The organism is Kitasatospora sp. NPDC029367 (genome assembly GCF_055569135.1).
In genome coordinates this window covers 31,814-52,916 of sequence record NZ_JBVHYH010000049.1, presented here as the reverse complement: position 1 = coordinate 52,916, position 21,103 = coordinate 31,814, and the positions used below count along the sequence as shown (strand labels likewise).

At 73.6% G+C, this 21,103-nt stretch carries 20 protein-coding genes; 13 read left to right on the top strand and 7 right to left on the bottom strand.

All coding sequences use genetic code 11. The features are described from left to right. Positions 1-68: 68 nt before the first annotated feature. Positions 69-305 (bottom strand): hypothetical protein, encoded by a 237-nt coding sequence (locus ACZ4W5_RS24705; protein ID WP_360237893.1) that lies wholly within the window; start codon positions 303-305, stop codon positions 69-71. Positions 306-721: 416 nt separating this feature from the next. On the opposite strand from ACZ4W5_RS24705, the gene ACZ4W5_RS24700 reads away from it, so the two are divergent. The 10 genes from ACZ4W5_RS24700 to ACZ4W5_RS24655 all read left to right on the top strand — a co-directional run bounded on the left by ACZ4W5_RS24700 (position 722) and on the right by ACZ4W5_RS24655 (position 13,353). Further along, a complete protein-coding gene (locus tag ACZ4W5_RS24700; RefSeq protein WP_360237895.1) occupies positions 722-1,663 on the top strand; it encodes a helix-turn-helix transcriptional regulator in 942 nt (313 codons plus the stop codon). Positions 1,664-1,843: 180 nt separating this feature from the next. Further along, on the top strand, positions 1,844-3,577 hold the full coding sequence (locus ACZ4W5_RS24695; protein ID WP_465656938.1) for an LCP family protein: 1,734 nt from the start codon (positions 1,844-1,846) through the stop codon (positions 3,575-3,577). A gap of 303 nt (positions 3,578-3,880) precedes the next feature. Beyond that, positions 3,881-5,668, top strand: a complete 1,788-nt coding sequence (locus ACZ4W5_RS24690; RefSeq protein ID WP_465656936.1) for an LCP family protein — start codon at positions 3,881-3,883, stop codon at positions 5,666-5,668. A gap of 114 nt (positions 5,669-5,782) precedes the next feature. Then, a complete protein-coding gene (locus ACZ4W5_RS24685) occupies positions 5,783-6,232 on the top strand; it encodes an SRPBCC family protein (protein ID WP_465656935.1) in 450 nt (149 codons plus the stop codon). Between the two features lie 206 nt (positions 6,233-6,438). Beyond that, on the top strand, positions 6,439-7,239 hold the full coding sequence (locus ACZ4W5_RS24680) for a VOC family protein (RefSeq protein ID WP_360237903.1): 801 nt from the start codon (positions 6,439-6,441) through the stop codon (positions 7,237-7,239). 101 nt (positions 7,240-7,340) lie between these two features. Next, entirely contained in the window at positions 7,341-8,099 is a 759-nt protein-coding gene (locus ACZ4W5_RS24675) for an HAD family hydrolase (RefSeq protein WP_360237905.1), read from the top strand. After that, positions 8,096-10,501 carry a glycoside hydrolase family 65 protein gene (locus tag ACZ4W5_RS24670; protein WP_360237907.1) on the top strand — a complete coding sequence of 802 codons (2,406 nt, stop codon included), beginning with the start codon at positions 8,096-8,098 and terminating at the stop codon, positions 10,499-10,501. Before ACZ4W5_RS24675 ends, ACZ4W5_RS24670 begins: the two co-directional genes overlap by 4 nt. 127 nt (positions 10,502-10,628) lie before the next feature. Next, the gene (locus ACZ4W5_RS24665; protein WP_465656933.1) at positions 10,629-12,362 is read left to right on the top strand and encodes a pyruvate dehydrogenase; all 1,734 of its coding nucleotides are present in this window, start codon (positions 10,629-10,631) and stop codon (positions 12,360-12,362) included. An 80-nt stretch (positions 12,363-12,442) separates the two neighbouring features. After that, on the top strand, positions 12,443-13,087 hold the full coding sequence (locus ACZ4W5_RS24660; RefSeq protein ID WP_360237911.1) for a helix-turn-helix domain-containing protein: 645 nt from the start codon (positions 12,443-12,445) through the stop codon (positions 13,085-13,087). 32 nt (positions 13,088-13,119) lie between these two features. Continuing rightward, positions 13,120-13,353 carry a DUF6126 family protein gene (locus tag ACZ4W5_RS24655; protein ID WP_465656931.1) on the top strand — a complete coding sequence of 78 codons (234 nt, stop codon included), beginning with the start codon at positions 13,120-13,122 and terminating at the stop codon, positions 13,351-13,353. On the opposite strand, the gene pdxR is transcribed toward ACZ4W5_RS24655, so the two are convergent. Next, positions 13,354-14,805 carry a MocR-like pyridoxine biosynthesis transcription factor PdxR gene (gene pdxR / locus ACZ4W5_RS24650; protein ID WP_465656930.1) on the bottom strand — a complete coding sequence of 484 codons (1,452 nt, stop codon included), beginning with the start codon at positions 14,803-14,805 and terminating at the stop codon, positions 13,354-13,356. A 173-nt stretch (positions 14,806-14,978) separates the two neighbouring features. On the opposite strand from pdxR, the gene ACZ4W5_RS24645 reads away from it, so the two are divergent. Next, positions 14,979-15,875, top strand: coding sequence for a sigma-70 family RNA polymerase sigma factor (locus tag ACZ4W5_RS24645; RefSeq protein ID WP_402487338.1), 897 nt, complete (start codon positions 14,979-14,981; stop codon positions 15,873-15,875). A gap of 125 nt (positions 15,876-16,000) precedes the next feature. Here the strand turns inward: ACZ4W5_RS24645 and ACZ4W5_RS24640 are convergent, their stop codons facing one another. The 4 genes from ACZ4W5_RS24640 to ACZ4W5_RS24625 form a co-directional block, all read right to left on the bottom strand. Beyond that, the gene (locus tag ACZ4W5_RS24640; RefSeq protein WP_360237919.1) at positions 16,001-16,759 is read right to left on the bottom strand and encodes a glucose 1-dehydrogenase; all 759 of its coding nucleotides are present in this window, start codon (positions 16,757-16,759) and stop codon (positions 16,001-16,003) included. Between the two features lie 145 nt (positions 16,760-16,904). Continuing rightward, complete coding sequence (locus tag ACZ4W5_RS24635) at positions 16,905-17,822, bottom strand: undecaprenyl-diphosphate phosphatase (RefSeq protein ID WP_465656928.1); 918 nt, start codon at positions 17,820-17,822, stop codon at positions 16,905-16,907. A gap of 120 nt (positions 17,823-17,942) precedes the next feature. Continuing rightward, positions 17,943-18,119 (bottom strand): hypothetical protein, encoded by a 177-nt coding sequence (locus tag ACZ4W5_RS24630; RefSeq protein ID WP_360237923.1) that lies wholly within the window; start codon positions 18,117-18,119, stop codon positions 17,943-17,945. Between the two features lie 207 nt (positions 18,120-18,326). Further along, positions 18,327-19,106, bottom strand: a complete 780-nt coding sequence (locus ACZ4W5_RS24625; RefSeq protein ID WP_465656926.1) for an NRDE family protein — start codon at positions 19,104-19,106, stop codon at positions 18,327-18,329. Positions 19,107-19,293: 187 nt separating this feature from the next. On the opposite strand from ACZ4W5_RS24625, the gene ACZ4W5_RS24620 reads away from it, so the two are divergent. Next, positions 19,294-19,815: a carboxymuconolactone decarboxylase family protein gene (locus ACZ4W5_RS24620; protein ID WP_465656924.1), complete on the top strand. Its 522-nt coding sequence runs from the start codon at positions 19,294-19,296 to the stop codon at positions 19,813-19,815. 11 nt (positions 19,816-19,826) lie between these two features. Then, positions 19,827-20,636, top strand: coding sequence for an isocitrate lyase/PEP mutase family protein (locus ACZ4W5_RS24615; RefSeq protein WP_465656922.1), 810 nt, complete (start codon positions 19,827-19,829; stop codon positions 20,634-20,636). A 156-nt stretch (positions 20,637-20,792) separates the two neighbouring features. Here ACZ4W5_RS24615 and ACZ4W5_RS24610 read toward each other — a convergent pair whose 3' ends face one another. Next, positions 20,793-21,050 (bottom strand): hypothetical protein, encoded by a 258-nt coding sequence (locus tag ACZ4W5_RS24610; protein ID WP_360237929.1) that lies wholly within the window; start codon positions 21,048-21,050, stop codon positions 20,793-20,795. Between the last annotated feature and the right edge of the window lie 53 nt (positions 21,051-21,103).

The following is a 21,103-nucleotide window of genomic DNA, read 5'->3' as shown; positions in this document are numbered from 1 at the left end:
GGCCGTACTGCCCGTCGGTCGGTCGTGGCGGGGGTGGCGTCAGCTGTCGTGGCCTGCGGAAGCGGCCGTCAGTTCCAGTGCCAGTCGGCCGGGGTCGCGGCACCGTGCAGCATCTCCAGCTGGGACGCGCGGAGGTGGGTGGTCAGGCCGTTCGTGAACTGCTGCACCGAGGCGGTGGCCGGGCCGACGGCCGGGGCGGAGCCCGGCGTGGCGTACGCGGCGCCGGTCAGCACACCACTCGCGAAGGCGGCGGCGACGGCGGCGACGGCGGCGGTACAGGCGAGCTTGCGGTACGAAAGCAGCATGAGGGTCCCCCAGGACAAAGTGCGATTCGGAAGCGGGTGCCGGCCAATTCACCGACCTGATCGGTCGGCCGTCGGTGATGACGGTCCGTAATCATCGGCGGGCCCGGCCGGGGAGCTCGCGGCTCCCCGACAACCGAAAGTCTGGAGGATGTCGAGGGCTGCCGGAAGGTGTTCGGGGCGGCAGGAAGATCGCGGTGGCACCTTGGTGCCATTACCTTCTCATTACCTTTATCCCGGCCGGTCGATGCGGGGGCCCGAAAGAAACGCTTCCGCAGTTGTCCCTGACCTGTCCGTCCTGGCATGATCGGGCAGCGGACTTGTCCGGCCAAGTGCCGGAAATCGGTAACCGGCTGCGGGGGAGTGGTGCGCCGATGACGCGGGGGATCGACGATGCCGCGCAAGCGGTCTATCGATTGATGCTGACGGATCCTCAACTGGATGTCGAGGGGTTGGCCGGCAAGCTCGGCCTCACCGGGGCGCAGGTCCGCGCCGCCCTCGACCAGCTCGCCGACCTGCGCCTGCTCCGCCCCTCCGAGGTCGAGGCCCCGGGCACGCCCTCCGGCGCCCTGCGGCCGGTCGACCCGCGGGTCGGACTCCCGGCCCTGCTGCGGTACTACGAATCCGTGCAGCAGCGCGCCCAGCTGGAGTTCGAGCGGCGCCAGGCCGAGATCTCCGGCATGCTCGCCCAGTTCCGCGACGAGTCGGCCGAGGACAGCCAGCTGGAGCGACTGCTCGGCATGGCCACCGTGCAGGCCCGGATGGAGGAACTGGTCAGCTCCGTCCGCGACGAACTGCTCACCTTCGCCCCCGGCCGCGCCCGGCCCGCCGCCTCCCTCCAGGCCAGCCGCCCCGACAACGAGGAGCTGCTCGCCCGCGGGGTGTCGATGCGCACCGTCTACCTGGACGCGGTGCGCAAGGACCGGGCCACCGTCCAGCACGCCGAGTGGCTCACCGGCCTCGGCTGCGAGGTGCGCACCGTGCCCGCGCTGCCGCTGCGGATGCTGGTCATCGACCGGCGGGTCGCCCTCGTCCCGATCGACCCCGCCAACACCCTCAAGGGCGCCGTCCAGATCTCGTCACCCGGCGTGCTCGCCGCCCTGGTCTCGCTCTTCGACCAGACCTGGTCCGACGCCACCCCCTTCGGCACCCCGACCGAGCGCGACGAGGAGGGCCTCACCCGCCAGGAGCAGGAACTGCTGCGCCTGCTCGGCCAGGGCTACACCGACGAGGCGGCCGGCAAGCACCTCGGCATCTCGCTGCGCACCACCCGACGGATGATGGCCGACCTGATGGACCGCCTCGGCGCCCGCAGCCGCTTCGAGGCCGGCCTGCTCGCCGGCCGGCGCGGCTGGCTCTGAGCCCGTCGCGTCCCGACCGCCACCCGCCTGCGGCCCAAGTCCGGGCATTCGACGTCAAACCGCCTGCGCTGCCGCCGGTTTGACGTCGAATCGTTTTGGCCTGATCCGATTCTGTGTTTCGCTGGCCGCTCCATGCCTGTCGAACACCGACCGAACGGTCCGGGAGCCGGGGGACACACCATGGCCGAACACGGCGAGCACACCGAAGACACCGAGTACACCGAACACGCCGGGCCGGCCGGTCACGCCGAACCGGCCGGGCGGCCGCGGGAGCCTGGACAGTCGCCCCGGCCCGGCCGGGCGGCCGCCCGCAGGGGAGGCGGCGGGCGCTCCGCGCTGCTGATCGCGGGCCGGGTGGTGGCCTGCACGGTGGGCTTCGCGGTGTTCGCGGCCAGCGGGGTGGTCTGGTACGAGTACACGTCCCTCACCGACGGGATGACCGTCTCCAAGGCCCTGGACGAGACCAAGAAGGACGCCCCCAAGCACCTCGACAACTCGATCAACCTGCTGCTGATCGGCCTGGACAGCCGCAAGGCCATGGACGGTTCGGACCTCGACCCGGCGATCGTCGAGAACGACCTGCACGCCGGCCACGACTCCGAGATCGGCGGCTACAACACCAACTCGCTGATCCTGCTGCACATACCGGCCGGCGGCGGCAAGGTGCAGGCGGTGTCGATCCCGCGCGACGACTACGTCATGACGTACAAGGGCGACGGCACCAAGCTGGGCATGGCCAAGATCAAGCAGGCCTACGGCAACGCCAAGGACCAGTTCGACAACAGCCCGAAGGCCAAGGGCCTCAAGGGCCCCGACCTGGAGAAGGCCGGCCGGGACGTCGGCCGGGCGGCCACCATCCGCACCGTCCAGACCTTCCTCGACCAGCCGATCGACCACGTCGCCGAGGTCAACCTCAAGGGCTTCTTCGACATCGCCAAGGCCCTCCAGCCGATCGAGGTCTGCCTGACCCACCCGGTGGACGACCCGATCATCGCCCGGACGGCCACCAAGGCCGGCGGCGGCACCGGCCTCAAGCTCCCCGCCGGACACAGCAGGCTCGACGCCGCCCAGGCGCTCTCCTTCGTCCGCCAGCGGCACAACCTGGACGACGGCCACGGCAACGCCGACGACTTCGCCCGCACCCACCGCCAGCAGGCCTTCATCTCCTACGTCGTCCACAACCTCAAGCAGAAGGGCATCCTCGGCGACCTCGGCAAGATGCGGGAGCTGATGGGCGTGGTGCAGGAGGACCTGGTCATCGACAACCAGTGGAACGTCCTGGACTTCGCCCAGCAGGCCCCCAACCTGACCGGTGGCAACGCCGAGTTCCGCACCCTCCCGGTGGCCGAGCTCAAGCAGGTCAACGGCGAGGACGTCAACGGCGTCAACCCCGCCCAGATCCAGAAGATCGTCAAGCAGCTCTTCGGCTACGCGGACGCCGCCCCCGGCCCCGCCCCGGCCGATCCGACCCCCGGGGCCACCGCCACCACTCCGGCCCCCGCCCAGTCGACCGCGAGTGCGGCGCCGACGGCCGCCAAGGCCGTCACCGTGGATGTGCTGAACGCCTCCTCCGCCGCCGGGGTGTCCTCCGCCAACGAGGCCAAGGTGCTGGTCGGGATGGGCTTCAAGGAGGGCCGGACCGGCCCGGCCGGCACCAGGCCGAAGACCACCACGGTGACCTACGGCAAGGGCGCCAAGGAGGCCGCCGACCAGATCGCCGCCCGTTACGGCGTCACCGCCACCGAGTCCGCTTCGGCCGGCCCGGACAAGGTGGTCGTCACCCTCGGTACCGGGTTCACCGGCGTGGCCTCCGACCGCCCCACCAGTGCCCCGACCGACCCCGGCACCAACGTGGCCCAGCAGGGCCCGATGGTCGACGCCCAGGCCGACGGCGGCATTCCCTGCGTGTTCTGACCCGGCTCCCGGCCCCCTTCCGGTCCCCTTCCGGCGCCCGTCCCGCCCCCTCCCGGGCGGGCGCCGCGGTCCGCCGGAATCAGCCCTTTTCGGATGGTCTGTGACGGGATCGTCCCGTGGCCGCCGGGGTGGGTGGTGCACCGGGGGTCGGTGATCACCTTCGATCTCCATATGATCGGAAGCCACGATGGTCGGTCTGTACTGACCTTCGTACGTACAACCAGGGAGCGGTTCGGGTCGTCTCCCTGGGTGCGGTGCGCCAGATCGTCCGGGGCGTCGCTTCCGTCGGTGAAAGGTACGCGCATGGCAGGTCGCAGGGGCGAGAGCCCGGCTCGGGGCGAGGACGCGCCCGGGGCACTCCCGGCGGACGGTGCGGCGGGCGGCGTGCCCGGACCGCGCTCCGGCGGCCGGGCCGAGGCCCGCCGCGCCGCCCAGGGCAAGGGCGGCGGCCGGGCGGACAGCGGCTCCGCCGGCTCCGGCGCCCCCGGCGGCGCCCCCGGCGGCGGCACCGGCGGCGGCACCGGCGGACGGGCGGCGGCGCGGCGCGGCGCCAAGCCCAAGAAGAACGTGAAGAAGATCGTCGCCTGGTCCGCGGCCGGCGTGCTGGTGCTGATCGCGGGCGCCGGCGGCGCGATCTACTACAAGCTGAACGCCAACATCAAGTCCTTCGACGCCGACGCGATAGCCACCGACCGCCCGCCCGAGGCCAAGGCCGACGCGGACGGCAACAAGCCGGTGAACGTGCTGCTGATCGGCTCCGACAGCCGCGGCAAGAACAACGCCGACCTCGGCGGCGGCGAGGACGGCGGCGCCCGCTCGGACACCACGATCCTGCTGCACGTCTACGCCGACCACAAGCACGCCGTGGGCATCTCGATCCCGCGCAACACGATCGTGCCGATCCCGTCCTGCAAGCTCCCCAACGGCAAGTGGACCAAGGGCGGCAACGACCTGTTCAACGCCGCCTTCTCGGTCGGCGGCAGCGACGACGGCAACCCGGCCTGCACCCAGAACACGGTGGAGAAGGTCACCGGCATCCGGGTCGACCACACCATCGTGGTCGACTTCAACGGCTTCTCCGCGATGACCAAGGCCGTCAACGGCGTGGACGTCTGCCTGCCGAAGCCGATCTACGAGGGGGACATCAACCCCAACCTGCACAAGAAGGGCAATCTCGTCCTCCCGCAGGGCAAGCAGACCGTCCAGGGGCAGCAGGCGCTCGACTACGTCCGCCTGCGGCACGGCATCGGCGACGGCTCCGACATCGGCCGGATGAAGCGCCAGCAGGCCTTCATGAGCTCGCTCGCCACCAAGATGAAGAAGGACGGGCTCAGCCCCACCAACCTGCTGCCGCTGGCCGACGCGGCCACCAAGTCGCTGACCGTCGACCCGGGGCTGGACTCCGCGGACAAGCTGCTCTCCTTCGGCCTGTCGTTGAAGAACATCGACATGCACGACCTCAAGTTCGTGACCGCGCCCTGGCGCTACCGCACCCAGGACGCCAACATCGACCTGGTCCAGCCGGACGCCAACAAGCTCTGGGAGACCCTCAAGGCCGACCAGACCATCGACGGCCAGAACGCCACCGGCCAGCAGCCGGACGCCGCCGCCAGCCCGAGCGCCGCCCCCCAGCCGACCACCCCCAGCACGCCCGCCGCGGCGGCCGCGGACGCCTCCAACGCCTCGGTCAAGGTCGCGGTCTACAACGGCACGCTGGTCAACGGCCTGGCCGGCAAGGCGACCGACCTGCTCAAGGGCGCCAAGTACACGGCCAGCACCGCGGGCCAGGCGGCGAACACCAAGTACCGGACGACCACCATCGAGTACAGCTCCAGCCAGAAGGCGAACGCCGAGAAGCTCGCCGCGCTGTTCCCGGGCGCCAGCCTGGAGCCCGGCAGCTCGCGCGGCATCTCGTTGATCGTCGGCCAGGACTTCGCCGCGGCCAACGGCATGGGGGCCGGCGCGTCCAGCGCGCCCGCCACCGCCGGTGCCCAGACGCCCGCGCAGCCGCTGCCCACCACCGTCACCAACGACGCCCGCTCGGCGGACGACGACATCTGCGCCAACACCACCTACGGCAGCGGCGGCTGATCCCGCCCGCCGACCGACCGCACGCACGACCCCCGGAGCGCGTGGCTCCGGGGGTCGTGCCATGGTGGCGGTAGCGGGGGACCCACCGGCCACGGCACCGAAAGGGCGGACCCCATGCCCGAGATCGCCATGCAGTTCGACATCGCCGCGTCCCGGGACGCCGTCCTCGCCGCGCTCAACACCCACGACGGCCTGACCGGCTGGTGGACCACCGGGGTGGACCGCGAGGGCGAGGTGCTGCTGCTCGACTTCCCCGGGGTCCCCGAGCCGTTCCGGCTGCGCCGCGAGCGGGCCGACCGGGACCGGGTGCTGTGGGCCAACGCCGGGGCCTTCCCGCCGCACTGGGCCGGCACCTGGATCAGCTGGAACCTCGCCGACCAGCCCGACGCCCCCGGCCGCACCCGGCTGCTGTTCCGGCACGGCGGCTGGCAGCCGGGCAGCGAGGAGGGCGTCCCGATGGTGGCGGGCACCTGGGCCGAACTGCTGGTCCGGCTCAAGGACTACGCGCAGAGCGGCAAGGCGCAGCCGCTCTTCGTCACCGCCCTGCGCCACGACCAGGAGTGACCGCCCGGCCACGGCCCGGGCACCGGTCGCCCACCATCCCGCCACCGCCCCGCCACCGGTCGCCCACCAGGGCGCCGTCCGGTGGCGGGAAGCCGGTGCCGGGCCGAGGGTGGGCGGTGTACCGCCGTCGTACCGCCGTTGTACGGGCCGTCCGCCCGCCCGTCCGACGACCCAGCCGCCCACCACCGCCTCCGGGAGGCCCCGCGATGCCCCTAGTGACCGATCCGTACCAGCCAGGCACCCCGTGCTGGATCGACCTGATGGCGAGCGACCAGCAGGCCGCGCTCACCTTCTACCGCGACCTGTTCGGCTGGCAGGGCGAGCTCGGTCCGGCCGAGTTCGGCGGTTACTCCGTGTGCACCCTCAACGACCGCCCGGTCGCCGGGATCATGCAGCAGTCCGCGCCCGAGGGCGAGCCGCTGCCGCCGGTCGGCTGGACCACCTACCTGGCCTCGGACGACGTCGAGGCGGCCGGCGCCGCCATCACCGGGGCCGGCGGCACGATGGTCTACTCGCCGATGGACGTCGGCACGATGGGCCGGATGCTGGTCGCCGCCGACCCGGTCGGCGCGAGGTTCGGGGTCTGGCAGGCGATGGACTTCATCGGCGCGGGCGTCGTCAACGAGCCCGGCGCGCTGCTCTGGAACGAGCTGAACACCGCCGACACCGAGGCGGCCGGCCGCTTCTACCGGTCGGCCCTCGGACTGCGCCCGGCCACCGTCCAGGGCATGGACGGCTACTACTCGCTGAACGTCGGCGACCGCACGGTGGGCGGCATGCAGGCGATCCCCGGGTACCTGGAGCCCAGCACCCCCTCGCACTGGATGACGTACTTCTCGGTGGACGACACCGACTCCACGGTGGACGCCCTGGTCAAGGCCGGCGGTTCGGTGCTCCAGCCGCCGTTCGACATGCAGTCCGGCCGGATGGCCGTGGTCAGGGACCCGCAGGGCGCGCTGTTCGTCGTTGTCCAGCTGCCCGAGGCGCAGCTGCCGGACTCGCCGTAACCGCCGCCCCCGGACGCGGCGGGTGACCGGATGCCGCCCTTCCGGCGACGCGCCGCCGGGAATGGGCGGCATCCCCCGCGTTCCCGGGGCAGACTGCACCCATGCTGGGGCTACCGGACGACATCCGCGCTTTCCTCTTCGACCTCGACGGGGTGCTCACCCGGACCGCAACCGTGCACGCCGCGGCCTGGAAGGACACCTTCGACGCCTTCCTGCGCGCCGAAGCCGCCCGCACCGGCGGGCCGTTCGTCCCCTTCGACGCCGTCACCGACTACGACACCTACGTGGACGGCCGCCCGCGGCTGGACGGCACCCGGGCCTTCCTGCGGAGCCGGGGCATCGACCTGCCCGAGGGCACCGAGGACGACCCGCCGAACACCCGCACCCTGCAGGGCGTCAGCCGGGCCAAGAACGACACCGTGCTGCGGCTGATCCGCGAGCAGGGCGTCGCCCCGTACGAGGGCTCGGTCGCGTACGTGCACCGGCTGCGCGAGCTGGGACTGCCCCGCGCGGTGGTCTCCTCCAGCGCCAACTGCCGGGACGTGCTGCGCTCGGCGGGCATCCTGGACCTGTTCGACGTGATCGTGGACGGCGTGGTCGCCAAGCAGCGGGCCCTGCCCGGCAAGCCCGCCCCGGACACCTACCTGTACGCGGCCCGCGAGCTGGGCGTCGAGCCCGCGCACGCCGCCGTCTTCGAGGACGCGCTGGCCGGGGTCGCCTCCGGCCGGGCCGGCGGCTTCGGCGCGGTGGTCGGCGTCAACCGCACCGGGCAGGCCGCCGAACTGCGCCGCGACGGTGCCACCGTGGTCGTCGACGACCTCGCCGAACTGCTGTCGGAGGACGAGGGGGAGCAGGCATGAGCCCGGCGGACAACTTCACCATCGATCCCTGGCAGATCACCGAACACGGCCTGGAACCGGCCTCCTTGGCCCGCGCCGAGTCCGTCTTCGCGCTCTCCAACGGCCACATCGGCCTGCGCGCCAACCTGGACGAGGGCGAGCCGCACGGCCTGCCCGGCACCTACCTCAACGGCGTCTTCGAACTGCGCCCGCTGCCCTACGGCGAGGGCGGCTACGGCTACCCGGAGTCCAGCCAGAGCGTCATCAACATCACCAACGGCAAGATCATCCGGCTGCTGGTGGACGACGAGCCCTTCGACCTGCGCTACGGCGAACTGGTCAGCCACACCCGCTGGTTGGACTTCCGCGAGGGCGTGCTGCACCGGGAGTGCGAATGGACCTCCCCGGCCGGGCGGACCATCCGGGTGCGCTCCTCCCGGCTGGTCTCGCTGACCCAACGGGCCATCGCCGCCGTGGAGTACACCGTCGAGGCGGTGGACGGGCCGGTGCGGATCGTGCTCCAGTCCGAACTGGTCGCCAACGAGCAGCTGCCCGGCGGTCCCGAGGGCGACCCGCGGGCCTCCGCCGTGCTGGAGGCGCCGCTGCAGGCCGAGGCGCACCACGCGAGCGGCACCAAGGCCGTGCTGGTGCACCGCACCAGGTTCAGCGGCATCCGGGTCGCCGCCGGGATGGACCACGTGATCGAGGGCCCGGAGCGGCTGGACACCGTCGCCGAGGCCGAGGCCGACCACTGCCGGATCAGCGTCACCACCGTGCTGGCGCCCGGACAGCGGCTGCGGCTGGTCAAGTTCATGTCCTACGGCTGGTCCGGCACCCGCTCGCTGCCCGCCGTCCGGGACCAGGTCGAGGCCGCGCTGAACGCCGCCCGGTACACCGGCTGGGACGGCCTGGTCGCCGAACAGGCCGACTACCTCATGGAGTTCTGGGAGACCAGCGACATCGAGATCGAGGGCGACGTCGAACTCCAGCAGGCCGTCCGGTTCGCCGTCTTCCACGTCCTCCAGGCCGGTGCCCGCAGCGAGGAACGCGCCATCCCCGCCAAGGGGTTGACCGGCCCGGGCTACGACGGGCACAGCTTCTGGGACACCGAGACCTTCGTCCTGCCGGTGCTCACCTACTGCCTGCCCGGCGCCGTCAACCAGGCGCTGCGCTGGCGGCACACCACGCTCCCGCTGGCCCGCGAACGCGCCGCCCAACTCGGCCTGGCCGGTGCGGTGTTCCCCTGGCGGACGATCCGCGGCGAGGAGTGCTCCGGGTACTGGCCGGCCGGCACCGCGGCCTTCCACATCGGCGCCGACATCGCCGCCGCCGTCGCCCGGTACGTCCGGGCCACCGGGGACGCGGAGTTCGAGCGCGAGTACGGCCTCGAACTCCTGGTGGAGACCGCCCGGATGTGGCGCTCGCTCGGCCACCACGACAGCGCCGGCCGGTTCCGGATCGAGGGCGTCACCGGCCCCGACGAGTACAGCGCCGTCGCCGACAACAACGTCTACACCAACCTGATGGCGCAGACGAACCTGCGCGCCGCCGCCGAGGCCGCCGTCCGCCACCCGCGCGAGGCCGACGCGCTCGGCGTGGACACCGAGGAGACCGCCGCCTGGCGCGACGCCGCCGCCGCGATGTACGTCCCGTACGACGCGGACCTCGGCGTCCACCCCCAGGCCGACGGCTTCACCCACCACCAGGTCTGGGACTTCGAGGGCACCCCGCCGGAGAAGTACCCGCTGCTGCTGCACTACCCGTACTTCGACCTGTACCGCAAGCAGGTGGTCAAGCAGGCCGACCTGGTGCTCGCCATGCAGACCCGCGGCGACGCCTTCACCGACGAGCAGAAGGCCCGCAACTTCGCCTACTACGAGCGGCTCACCGTCCGGGACTCCTCGCTCTCCGCCTGCACCCAGGCCGTGATCGCCGCCGAGGTCGGGCAGCTCGACCTCGCCTACGACTACACCGCCGAAGCCGCCCTGATGGACCTCCACGACCTCGGCGGCAACACCCGCGACGGCCTGCACATGGCCTCGCTCGCCGGGGCCTGCATCGCCCTGGTGGCCGGCTTCGGCGGGCTGCGCGACCACGGCGAGACGCTGGACTTCCGGCCCCGGCTGCCCTCCGGGCTGATGCGGCTGAGCTTCTCGCTGCTGGTCCGCGGCCACCTGCTCGGCGTCCGGATCACCCACGAGGGCACCACCTACACCCTGCGCCGCGGCGAGGTGATCCACCTGCGGCACGACGGCGAGACGGTCCAGGTCAAGGCCGGCTCCCCGGTCACCGTGCCCACCACCGTCCCGCCCGCCCAGGAGCGCTGCGTCCAGCCGCCGGGCCGCGAGCCGGCCCGCCGCCAGCCCCAGGCGGGCCTGGTGACCGGCAAGCTCGGCCAGCAGGACCACCTGGCGGCGGAGTAGCCGCGCCGCTCGCTCGCCTGTTCGGGCCCGCTCCGGATGCGGGGCGGGCCCCCACCCCGGAGGGTGGGCACGTCCGGTGACAACCGGCGCCCGGCCGACGCCCGGCGCCCGGCGAAGGGGTGCGCCCGTGGCGACCGTGGCCGAACAGATGGTGGAGGTGCTCCGGCAGGCCGGGGTGGAGCGGGTCTACGGCGTGGTCGGGGACAGTCTCAACCCGGTGGTCGACGCGATCCGCCGGGCGGACGGCATCGGCTGGGTGCACGTGCGCAACGAGGAGGCCGGCGCCTTCGCGGCCGCCGCCGAGGCCGAGCTCAGCGGCCGGCTCGCGGTCTGCGCCGGTTCCTGCGGCCCCGGCAACACCCACCTCGTCCAGGGCCTGTACGACGCCCAGCGCAGCGGCCTGCCGGTGCTCGCGCTGGCCTCGCACATCCCGTCCGAGCAGATCGGCACCGGCTTCTTCCAGGAGACCCACCCCGAGCGGGTGTTCACCGACTGCAGCAACTGGTGCGAGATGCTCTCCACCCCCGCCCAGCTGCCCCGGCTGCTGCGGGTCGGCATCCAGCACGCGCTGGGTTCGCACGGTGTCTCGGTGCTCGCCTTCCCCGGGGACGTCGCCGCGCTGCCCGCCGCCGGGCCGACCGGCAGCAGCCACTTCCTCACCGAGCAGGCGGTGGCCGCGCCGCCCTGGTCCCAGGTGCAGGAGCTGGCCCGGCTGCTGAACGAGGCCCGCCGGGTCGCCCTGTTCTGCGGTGCCGGGGTGCGCGGGGCGCACGCCGAGGTGATGGCGGTCGCGGAGGCCCTGCACGCGCCGGTCGGGCACTCGCTGCGCGGCAAGGAGTGGATCCAGTACGACAACCCGTACGACGTCGGGATGAGCGGCCTGCTCGGCTACGGCGCCTGCCACGAGGCGCTGCACTCCGCCGACCTGCTGCTGCTGCTCGGCACCGACTTCCCGTACGACTCCTTCCTGCCGCAGGCGCACACCGTCCAGGTCGACCACGACGCGACCAGGCTGGGCCGGCGCACCGCCCTGGAGCTGGCCGTGCACGGGGACGTCGCGGCCACCCTGCGGGCCGTCCTGCCGCTGCTGGAGGCGAAGTCGGACCGCTCCTTCCTGGACGGCCTGCTGCGCAAGCACTGCAAGTCGCTGGAGGACGTGATCGGCGCCTACACCCGGGACATCGAGAAGCACCTGCCGATCCACCCGGAGTACGTCGCCTCGGTGCTGGACGACGTCGCCGCCGAGGACGCGGTGTTCACCGTGGACACCGGCATGAACAACGTCTGGGCCGCCCGCTACCTCCAGCCGAACGGCAGCCGCCGGGTGATCGGCTCCTTCCTGCACGGCTCGATGGCGAACGCCCTCCCGCACGCGATCGGCGCCCAACTCGCCTGCCCCGGGCGGCAGGTGATCGCGATGGCGGGCGACGGCGGGATCGGCATGCTGCTCGGCGAACTGCTCACGGTGGCCAAGCACCGGCTGCCGGTGAAGACGGTGGTCTTCAACAACGGCGCGCTCGGCATGATCAAGCTGGAGATGCTGGTCTCCGGCTACCCGGAGTACGAGATCGACAACGGGGACGTGGACTACGCGGGCATCGCCCGGGCGATGGGCATCCCGGCCAAGCGGGTCACCGAGCCGGCCAGGGTCCGGGAGGTGCTGGCGGAGGCGCTGGAACGGCCCGGGCCGGCCCTGGTGGACGTGGTCACCGACCCCAACGCGCTGTCCATCCCGCCGCGGATCACCGCCGCCCAGGTCAAGGGCTTCGCGCTGGCGGCCGGGCGGACGGTGCTGTCCGGCGGGGTCGGGCGGATGGTCGACCTGGCGCGCAGCAACCTGCGGAACATCCCCCGGCCGTGAGTCTCCCGTACCAGCGGTAGCGGTTTGCCCCTGAGGCAAATTTCTTGCCGCTGCGGCAGGGCGGGTGTCCACTGGTTCACATGACCAGCAGCACCACCGGTGCCACCGGCACTCCCGCCGACGACGGCCGGATCGACGACCAGGAGGTCGCCGGCCTCGCCGCCCGCCTCCGCGAGCACCGGCTCAGCAGCCGGCTCACCCTGGAGGTCGCCGCGGGCCGGATCGGCCTCTCCCCAGCGTATCTGTCCCGGCTGGAGACCGGTCGCCGGCAGCCCTCGCTGCCCGTCCTGCTCGGCCTGGCCCGCGCCTACGGCACCTCGGTCTCCGGGCTGCTCGGCGAGGCCCTGGTCGAACCGGACCCGGTGGTCCGCGGCGGTGCCATCGAGCCCGGCCGGGCCGGCGGTTGGGGCTACCGCCGGGCCGGTGCCCCCGGCCGCGCCATGCAGGCCCTGCGGGTGCACGTCCCGCCGGGCGTCCAGGACGCGGTGGTCCGGGTCCACCCCGGCGAGGAGTGGCTGTACGTCCTGCGCGGGGAGTTGCGGGTCACCCTCGGCGACCGCGTCCACCACCTCGCTCCCGGCGACTCGGCCCACTACGACTCGCTGACCCCGCACTGCATCGCCGCCGAATCCGGCACCGGCGTCGAACTGCTCTTCGTCCACACCCTGCTGCAGAGCCCCGGCGGCGAACTCTGCCTCGGCGGCGGCCCCGCCGCGAGCCACTGACCCGCCGTCGGACCACCTCGGAGGAGATCACCATGGCCGATCCCACCACCGCTGCCAACAGCGCCACTGCCGGTAGCAGCACCGCCGACAGCGCCACTGCCACCAGCACCGCGGCCCCCGACACCGCCGCCGGCCCGAAGACCATCGACGCCGGCAAGTGGGCGAACAAGCGGGTCTACCACCGCCTGGTGATCTACACCGTGGGCTGCCACCTCTTCGCCGGGTTCATCATCCTGCTGTTCGAACTGGGCACCCGCAACAAGTAGTCAGGCGTCGCGGAGCACCCGGCAGAGGGCCTCCAGGGCCGCCGGGAAGGCGTGCTCCGGCGGGGACGCGTAACCGATCACCAGCGCGGGCCCGGCCTCCTCCTCCGCCCCCTCCGCCCCCTCCGCCCCCGGCGTCGTCGGGTCGGCGCGGTGCGATGCGAGGCCGCTGAGGGCCAGCCCGGCGGCCTCGGCGCGGGCCAGCAGTTCCGCCTCCGGCGTTGCACCGGGCGGGAGTTGCAGGACGGCGTGCAGTCCGGCCGCGATGCCGGTGACCTCGACCCGCGGGGCGTGCTCGGCGAGCGCGGCGACCAGCCGGTCCCGTCGGCGCCGGTAGTGCAGCCGACAGCGCCGCACGTGCCGGTCGTACGTCCCCGAGGTGATCAGCTCGGCCAGGGCCAGCTGGTCCAGCACCGGGGACATGATGTCCGCCAGCGCCTTCAACCGGGTGACCGGTTCCACCAGCGCGTCCGGCAGGGCCAGCCAGGCCAGCCGCAGGCCCGGGGCCAGGCTCTTGGCGGCGGTGCCCGCGTACACCACCCGTTCCGGGTCGAGCGCCTGCATCGCGCCGAGCGGCTGCCGGTCGTAGCGGAACTCGCCGTCGTAGTCGTCCTCGATCACGTACCGGTCCTGCTCGCGCGCCCACCGCACCGCGGCCGCCCGCCGGTCGGCGGACAGCGGCGCGCCGGTCGGGTACTGGTGGGCCGGGGTGAGCAGGACGGCGGCGGGGCCGGCGTCCAGCCGGTCGACCAGCGCGCCCTCGCAGTCCAGCGGCAGCGGGACGGTCGCCAGCCCGGCGGCCCGCACCACGGCGTGCTGCGGCGGCAGCCCGTACGCCTCCACTGCGAGCGACCGGGCCCCGCGCTCCTTCAACGCCGCGCACAGCAGGCCCAGGCCCTGCTGGAAGCCGCCGCAGACGAGCAGGTGGTCCGGGTCGGTGCGGACCCCGCGGACCCGGGCCAGGTAGTCGGTCAGCGCCTCGCGCAGTTCGATCCGGCCCAGCGGGCTGCCGTAGCCGAACGCGTCGTGCGGCGCGGTGGCGAGGGCCCGGCGGGCGGCTGCCAGCCAGGCGGTGCGGGGGAACAGCGAGAGGTCGGGCCGCCCGGACATCAGGTCGTGCCGGACGCTCCGCGGCCGCCCCCCGGCCGGTGCGGACCGCGCGCCCCGCACCGGCACGGCCCGCCGCGCGACGGTGGTCCCCGACCCCTGCCGCGAGCTGAGCCACCCCTCGGCGGCGAGCTGCCCGTACGCCTCGACCACCGTGTTGCGGGCGATCCCGAGGTCCTCCCCGAGCGCCCGCGAGGACGGCAGGCGCGTTCCGGGCGCCAGCCGTCCGTCCTGCACCGCCTCGCGCAGCGCGTCCTCCAGCGCCGCCCGCAGGCCGGCACCGGCAGCGCGCCGCTCGGTGAGGTCCAGGTGCAGATCGCCGCCGAAGGAGGTCCAGGAGCCGTTCACGGGCCCCATTCTGACCTGTCGCGGCGGGTGCCGATGTGCTCGAAGCGGTGGCCGCCCTCCTTCGGGTTCGGCAGAATCGGGTGGGGTCGTCGGGGTTGGTGGGACCAGTGGGATGGTCGGGACGGTCGGTTCCCGTCAGCGATCCGACGGATTCCGAGGCGAGGATGTGACAGATGGGCGAGGAAGACTCCGAAGCGGAGCTGCTGGCCGCACGGTTCGAGGCGGAGCGCCCCCAACTGCGCTCCGTGGCCTACCGGATGCTGGGGTCGGTCGCCGAGGCGGAGGACGCCGTCCAGGAGGCGTGGCTCAAGCTGAGCCGCAGTGACGCGGGCGAGCTGCGCAACCTCGGGGCCTGGCTGACCACGGTGGTCGGCCGGATCTGCCTGGACCAGCTGCGTTCCCGGGTCTCCCGGCGGGAGGATCCGCTGCCCGAGCAGGAGGGGCGGGTGCGGCTGCCGGACCCGGTGGTGACCGGGTCGGCGGCGCTGGACCCGGTGCACGGGATCCTGGTCGCGGACTCGGTGGGGATTGCGCTGATGGTGGTGCTGGAGACGCTCTCCCCGGCGGAGCGGTTGGCCTTCGTGCTGCACGACATGTTCGACGTGCCCTTCGACGGGATCGCCGAGGTGCTCGGCCGGACCGCCGCCTCGACCCGCCAACTGGCCAGCCGCGCCCGCCGCCGGGTGCAGGGCGCCACCCCGGCCGGCGACACCGACGAAGGGCTCAAGCGGGCGGTGGTGGAGGCCTTCCTGGCCGCCGCCCGGGGCGGCGACTTCGACGCCCTGCTCGCGGTGCTGGACCCGGAGGTGGTGGCCCGGTCCGACGGCGGCACGCTGGTGCCGAGCGCGCTGCGCCGGGGCGCGGCCGAGGTCGCCGCCCAGGCGATCGCCTTCGCCCGGTTCGCCGCCGACGGACACCTGGTGCTGGTCAACGGCTCGCCCGGCGTGGTGTCCTTCGCCGAGGGCCGTCCGCTCTCGGTCATGTCCTTCACGATCCACCGCGGCCGGATCACCGGACTGGACATCCTCACCGACCCGGCCCGGCTGGGCGCCCTGGGGCTCGGCGCCTGAGTCGCGTCCGGCAACTCCCCCGGGCCGTACGGCAGTTCGCCGGACGGCCCGGGGGCATCGGGTACGGCCGTCGGTCAGCCCAGGCTGCTGGTCAGCCCAGACCGTCGATCAGCCCAGGCCGCCGGTCAGCCGAGGCCGCCGGTCGCGCGGAGGTTCTGCCCGGTGATCCAGCGGGCGTCCGGCCCGGCCAGGAAGGCGACCACGTCGGCGATGTCCTCGGGCTGTCCGAGCCGGCGCAGCGGGGTCATCCCCGCGACCCGGTCGAGCGCCTCGGGCGGGTTGGTGGCGCGCAGCAGGTCGGTGTCGGTGGCGCCGGGGGAGACGGTGTTGACGGTGATGCCGCGCGGGCCGAGCTCGGCCGCGGCGACGGCGGTGAGCTGCTCGACGGCGCCCTTGCTGGCGGCGTACGCGGCGATGCCGGGGACGGGGCGGGCGGTGTTCACGCTGGAGATGTTGACGATCCGTCCGCCGTCGCGCATCCGGCGGGCCGCGTAGCGGACGGTGGCGAACACGGCACGGGTGTTGACGGCCAGCACGGCGTCGAAGGCCGTGTCGTCGAGGTCCGCCAGCGGGGTGGGGGTGAAGGAGCGCGCGGCGTTGTTCACCAGGATGTCCAGCCCGCCGAGCCGCTCCTCGGCCGCGGCCATCAGCCGCTCGGCGGCGCCCGGCTCGCCGAGGTCGGCCGGTACGGCCCAGGCGCGTCCGCCGCCCGCCGCGACCGCGTCGACCACCGCCTCGGCGGCCGCCCGGTCGGTGGCGTAGCCGAGGACGACGTCCGCGCCCTCGCGCGCCAGCCGCTCGACGATCGCCCGTCCGATGCCCCGCGAGCCGCCGGTGACGACCGCCGCCCTGCCCTCGGCCACCCCGCGCACCTGTCCTGCCACCGTTCCTCCACTGTGAAGTCGCCTGTCCTGCCGGTGACATGGTCGCCGAGGCGACCGTTCGGCGCGCGGGTTTTCCTGCGGGACGGGCGGGACGGGCGGGACAGGACAGGCGGGACGGGCGGGCGCCGGAGCTGCGTTGGGGGCCTCAGACCGAGAGGTAGACCGCGCTGCCGAGGCCGGCCAGGAAGCAGTACACCGCGAACGGGGTCAGACTGCGGGTCTCGAAGTACTTGGTGAGGAAGCGCACCGAGATGTAGCCGGCCACGAAGGCGGCGACGCTGCCGGCCGCGACCGGGCCGAGCACGGAGGAGTTCTCCGGCTTGAACAGCTCGGGCACCTTCAGCGCCGAGGCGGCCAGGATGACCGGGGTGGCGAGCAGGAAGGAGAACCGGGCGGCGTCCTCGTGGTGCAGTCCGCGCAGGATGCCGGCGCTCATGGTGACGCCGGAGCGGCTGATGCCGGGGAACAGCGCGAGGATCTGGGCGGCGCCGATCCAGGCGCCCTGGCCGTAACCGAGCCTGGTCAGCCGGATGTCGGAGGCGATCGCGGGGTCGAGGCCGGGTTCGTCGACGGGAGCGGCGAACCCGGCCCGGCGGCGGCCGCTGCCGCCGCGCTTGAGCCGTTCGGCGCCGAGCAGCACCAGGCCGTTGAGGGCGAGGAAGACGGCGGCGGGCAGCGGCTTGCCGAGGGCGTGCCGCAGGGCCTTCTCCAGGACGAGTCCGGCCACGCCGACCGGGATGGTGGAGATGATGAGCAGCCAGGTGAGCTTCTCGTCCCGGGTCTGCACCCGGCGGTACCGGATCGAACTGACCAGGCCGCTGACCACCCGGACCCAGTCCCGCCGGAAGAACACCACCAGGGCGAGCGCGGTGGCGAGGTGCAGGGCGACCAGCGCGGCGAGGTAGGGGGAGCCGTCGGCGGTCATGTCGAGGTCCTGCTGGATCTTCCCGCCGAGCACGGCCGGGAGCAGGATGCTGTGGCCCAGGCTGGAGACCGGGAAGAGTTCCGTCACACCCTGCAGCAGGCCGACGCCTATCGCTTCCGGGTAGGTCAGGGTGGACATCGCGCACCTTCGCTCGGGGTCTGCGGCCGCCCGATCCCGGTGGCCACCGCGAAGCTACTACGGGCATGTAGACGCCTGGCAGGCCCGCTCCCAGAAGTTCATCGAGCGTATGTCCGGGCGTCACCGGGGCCCGTCCCACCCGAACAGCGCGCCGACCACGGTGCCCAGCAGACTGCCGAACGGCACGCTCCGGTGCACGGCGGCGCCGAGCAGCAGACCGGCGGTCGCGGCGAGCGGGACGCCCAGCAGCGGCAGGGCGACGGCCAGCAGGGCGGACAGGCGGGGCGGGCGGCCCATCGGGCGCCTCCTTCTGGGGCGAGGGGTCGACGGAGCCCTACGATGCAGCCTCCCGCAGCGTCAGCTTCAAGTCCTTTTCCGGGACTTGGCGCGGACGATCGTCCGACTCGGACGTCGGTCTGACACGGACGTCCGTATCGGCCAGGCGTCCGGACGATCGGACGGTCGATCAAGACGTACGTCCGACCAAGACGCACGTCCGTCCCGTCAGACCTCCACCCGCCGCCACCCCGACCCGTCGGCGGGCACCGGGGCGGTCGCGAAGTCGTAGCGCAGCAGGTCCGGCCCGAGCGCCAGCAGGGAGATCGAGGAGGAGCCCCAGATCCGCCCGTCGCCGAAGTCCCGGCGCTGGATCAGTGCGGCGTCCTCGTCCGGTGCCAGCCCGTCGCCGGTGATGACCGGCAGCCAGCCGCCCCAGGCCCGTTCGGTCGGGCCGTCGGCGGTGGGGTTGGGCCGGCGTTCGGCGCGGAACCGGGCCCGGAAGTGGTCGGCGCGGGCGGCCATCAGCGAGCGGATCCGCTCGGAGGCGGTGCGGTTGGCGGCCATCCCCTCCAGCCCGTCGTTGAGCACCACGCTGAGCCCGGTGGGCAGTTCGTGCTCGGCGAGCCGGCCGCCGCCCCAACTGGTGACCCGGGCGCCGTCGGGGCGGACCTGGACGAGGTGGAAGGGGTCGTACGGGGTGAGGTCGAGGTGGCCGATCCCGCCCTCGCGGACCGCGGTGAGCGGGAGTTCGCCGCGGCTGAGCCGGCTGTCGGCGGGGGCGAGCGGGCCGAAGCCGTTCAGCAGGCAGGCGGCGGTGCGCAGGGTCGGGTCGACGGCCAGCCAGGTGCCGCCGGCCGCGAGGTCCAGTCCGCCGAGCAGTTCGGGCCGCTGCGGCCAGTGGTGGTCCGGCGGCAGCCAGGCGCGGCCGAGGTACTCGTCCCGGACGGAGAGCAGCAGCACCGGTACCGCTGCCTCCGGCTCGATGCTGATGAACGCCGTGCACACGGTCCCGTCCCCCTGGTCCGATCCGCCGGTCCGATCCGCTGGTCCGATCCGCTGGTCCGATCCGCTCCGAAGATGCGAAGATCCACCAGAGATCCTCGCACGCCCGTTCGCGTGCCGGAAGTGGCCCAAGGATCCGGGCGGCAAATGCACCAGTGGCGCGGGCCAGTCGGCCCCTAGGCTGGCGACCGTGACGACGAACGAGACCGAGACGCACCAGACCGAGACGCACCAGACCGAGACGCACCGGACCGACTCCGCCGTGCCCGCCCCCGAGCTGCGCCTGCAGCTGGGGCGACTCGCCCCCGAGTTCTACCAGGCCATGATCGCCGTGGACCGGGCCTCCCGGCAGGGCCTGGACCCGGTCCTCGCCGAGCTGGTCAAGGTGCACGCCTCGATGATCAACGGCTGCGCCTTCTGCATCGACATGCACGCCACCGACGCCCGCAAGAACGGCGAGCAGGACCACCGCCTGGTCTCCCTCCCCGCCTGGCGCGAGACCCCCTGGTTCACCGCCCGTGAGCGCGCCGCCCTCGCCCTCACCGAGTCGGTCACCCTGCTCACCCAGGGGCACGTGCCGGACGCCGTGTACGCCGAGGCCGCCGCGCACTTCGAGCAGGCCGAACTGGCCCAGCTGATCGCGCTGATCGCCACCATCAACGCCTGGAACCGGATCGGCGTGTCCACCCGCATGAGCCCGGCCGCGAAGTGAGCGGGGCCGCCATGACCACCCAGCAGGAGAAGGCCCGGCTGCTCCGGGAGCTGCACCGCCCGGGCGAGCCGCTGGTGCTGGCCAACGTGTGGGACGCGGCGAGCGCCCGGCTGGTGGCCGGCGCCGGGGCGCGGGCCTTGGCGACGGCCAGCGCCAGCGTGTCCTGGTCGCTCGGCAGCCCGGACGGCGGCGGCGCCGACCGCGAGCAGGTGCTGGCGCGTACCGCCAAGGTGGTCCGCTCGGTCGACCTGCCGGTCACCGCGGACCTGGAGAGCGGCTACGCGGACACCGCGGCCGGGGTCGGCGCGACCGTCACCGCGCTGCTCGCCACCGGCGCGGTCGGGGTGAACCTGGAGGACGCGGACCACACCCCGGAGCAGGCCGCGGAACGGGTCGCGGCGGCCCGGGCGGCGGCCGACGCGGCCGGCGTCCCGCTGTTCCTGAACGCCCGGACCGACGTCTTCCTGCACGGCCTGGGCGAGCCGGAGGGCCGGCTGGACGAGGCGGTCCGCCGGCTGCGGGCGTACGTCGAGGCGGGCGCGGACGGCGTGTTCGTCCCCGGCGTCACCGACCCGGAGACCGTCGCCGCCCTGGTCGCGGCCGTCCCGGCCCCGCTGAACGTGCTGGCGGCGCCGGGCGCACCCACGGTCGCCGAGCTGGCGAAGCTGGGCGTGGCCCGGATCAGCCTGGGCCCGGGCCTGGCCAAGGTGGCCTACGCGGCGGTGCGCCGGGCGGCCGAAGAGGTGTACGCGAGTGGCACGTACGCCTCCCTGGACGGCGGGCTGACCTACCCGGAGCTCAACGGCCTGTTCACGGGCTGAGCCCCGGCCCGGGCGTCGGACGGGAGCAGGCGACAGACAGGAGCGGGCGGCGGACCGCACGGGGGTCGGTCGGCCGCCCGCTCCACCGTGCGCCCGGGCGGCCCCGGAGCGGCGGGCCGCCCCGGGGCGACGGACGGGTCAGGGGCGACGGACGGGTCAGCCGATCTGCCCGCTGATCCCCGGGTGGGACATCTGGTTGGTGCCGATGGCCTCCACCTCGTCGGCCGTGTGCCCGACCACCGGGAGCTTGCCCGCGGTCTGCAGGGCGAGGTCGGCGGGGGAGAGGTTGAGACCGTCGGTGAGGCCGCCGGTGGCGTCCGGCGAGCTGGCGACCTGGCTGGTGGCGGAGGCCGCCGGGGCGGCGAGGGCGAGGCCCGCCATGGTGAGGGCGGCGAGGGTGGCGAGTTTCTTCATGCCCTGCCGAACGACCGGGCCGCCCTCAGGTAACCGGCTGGCGGCGACCGTCA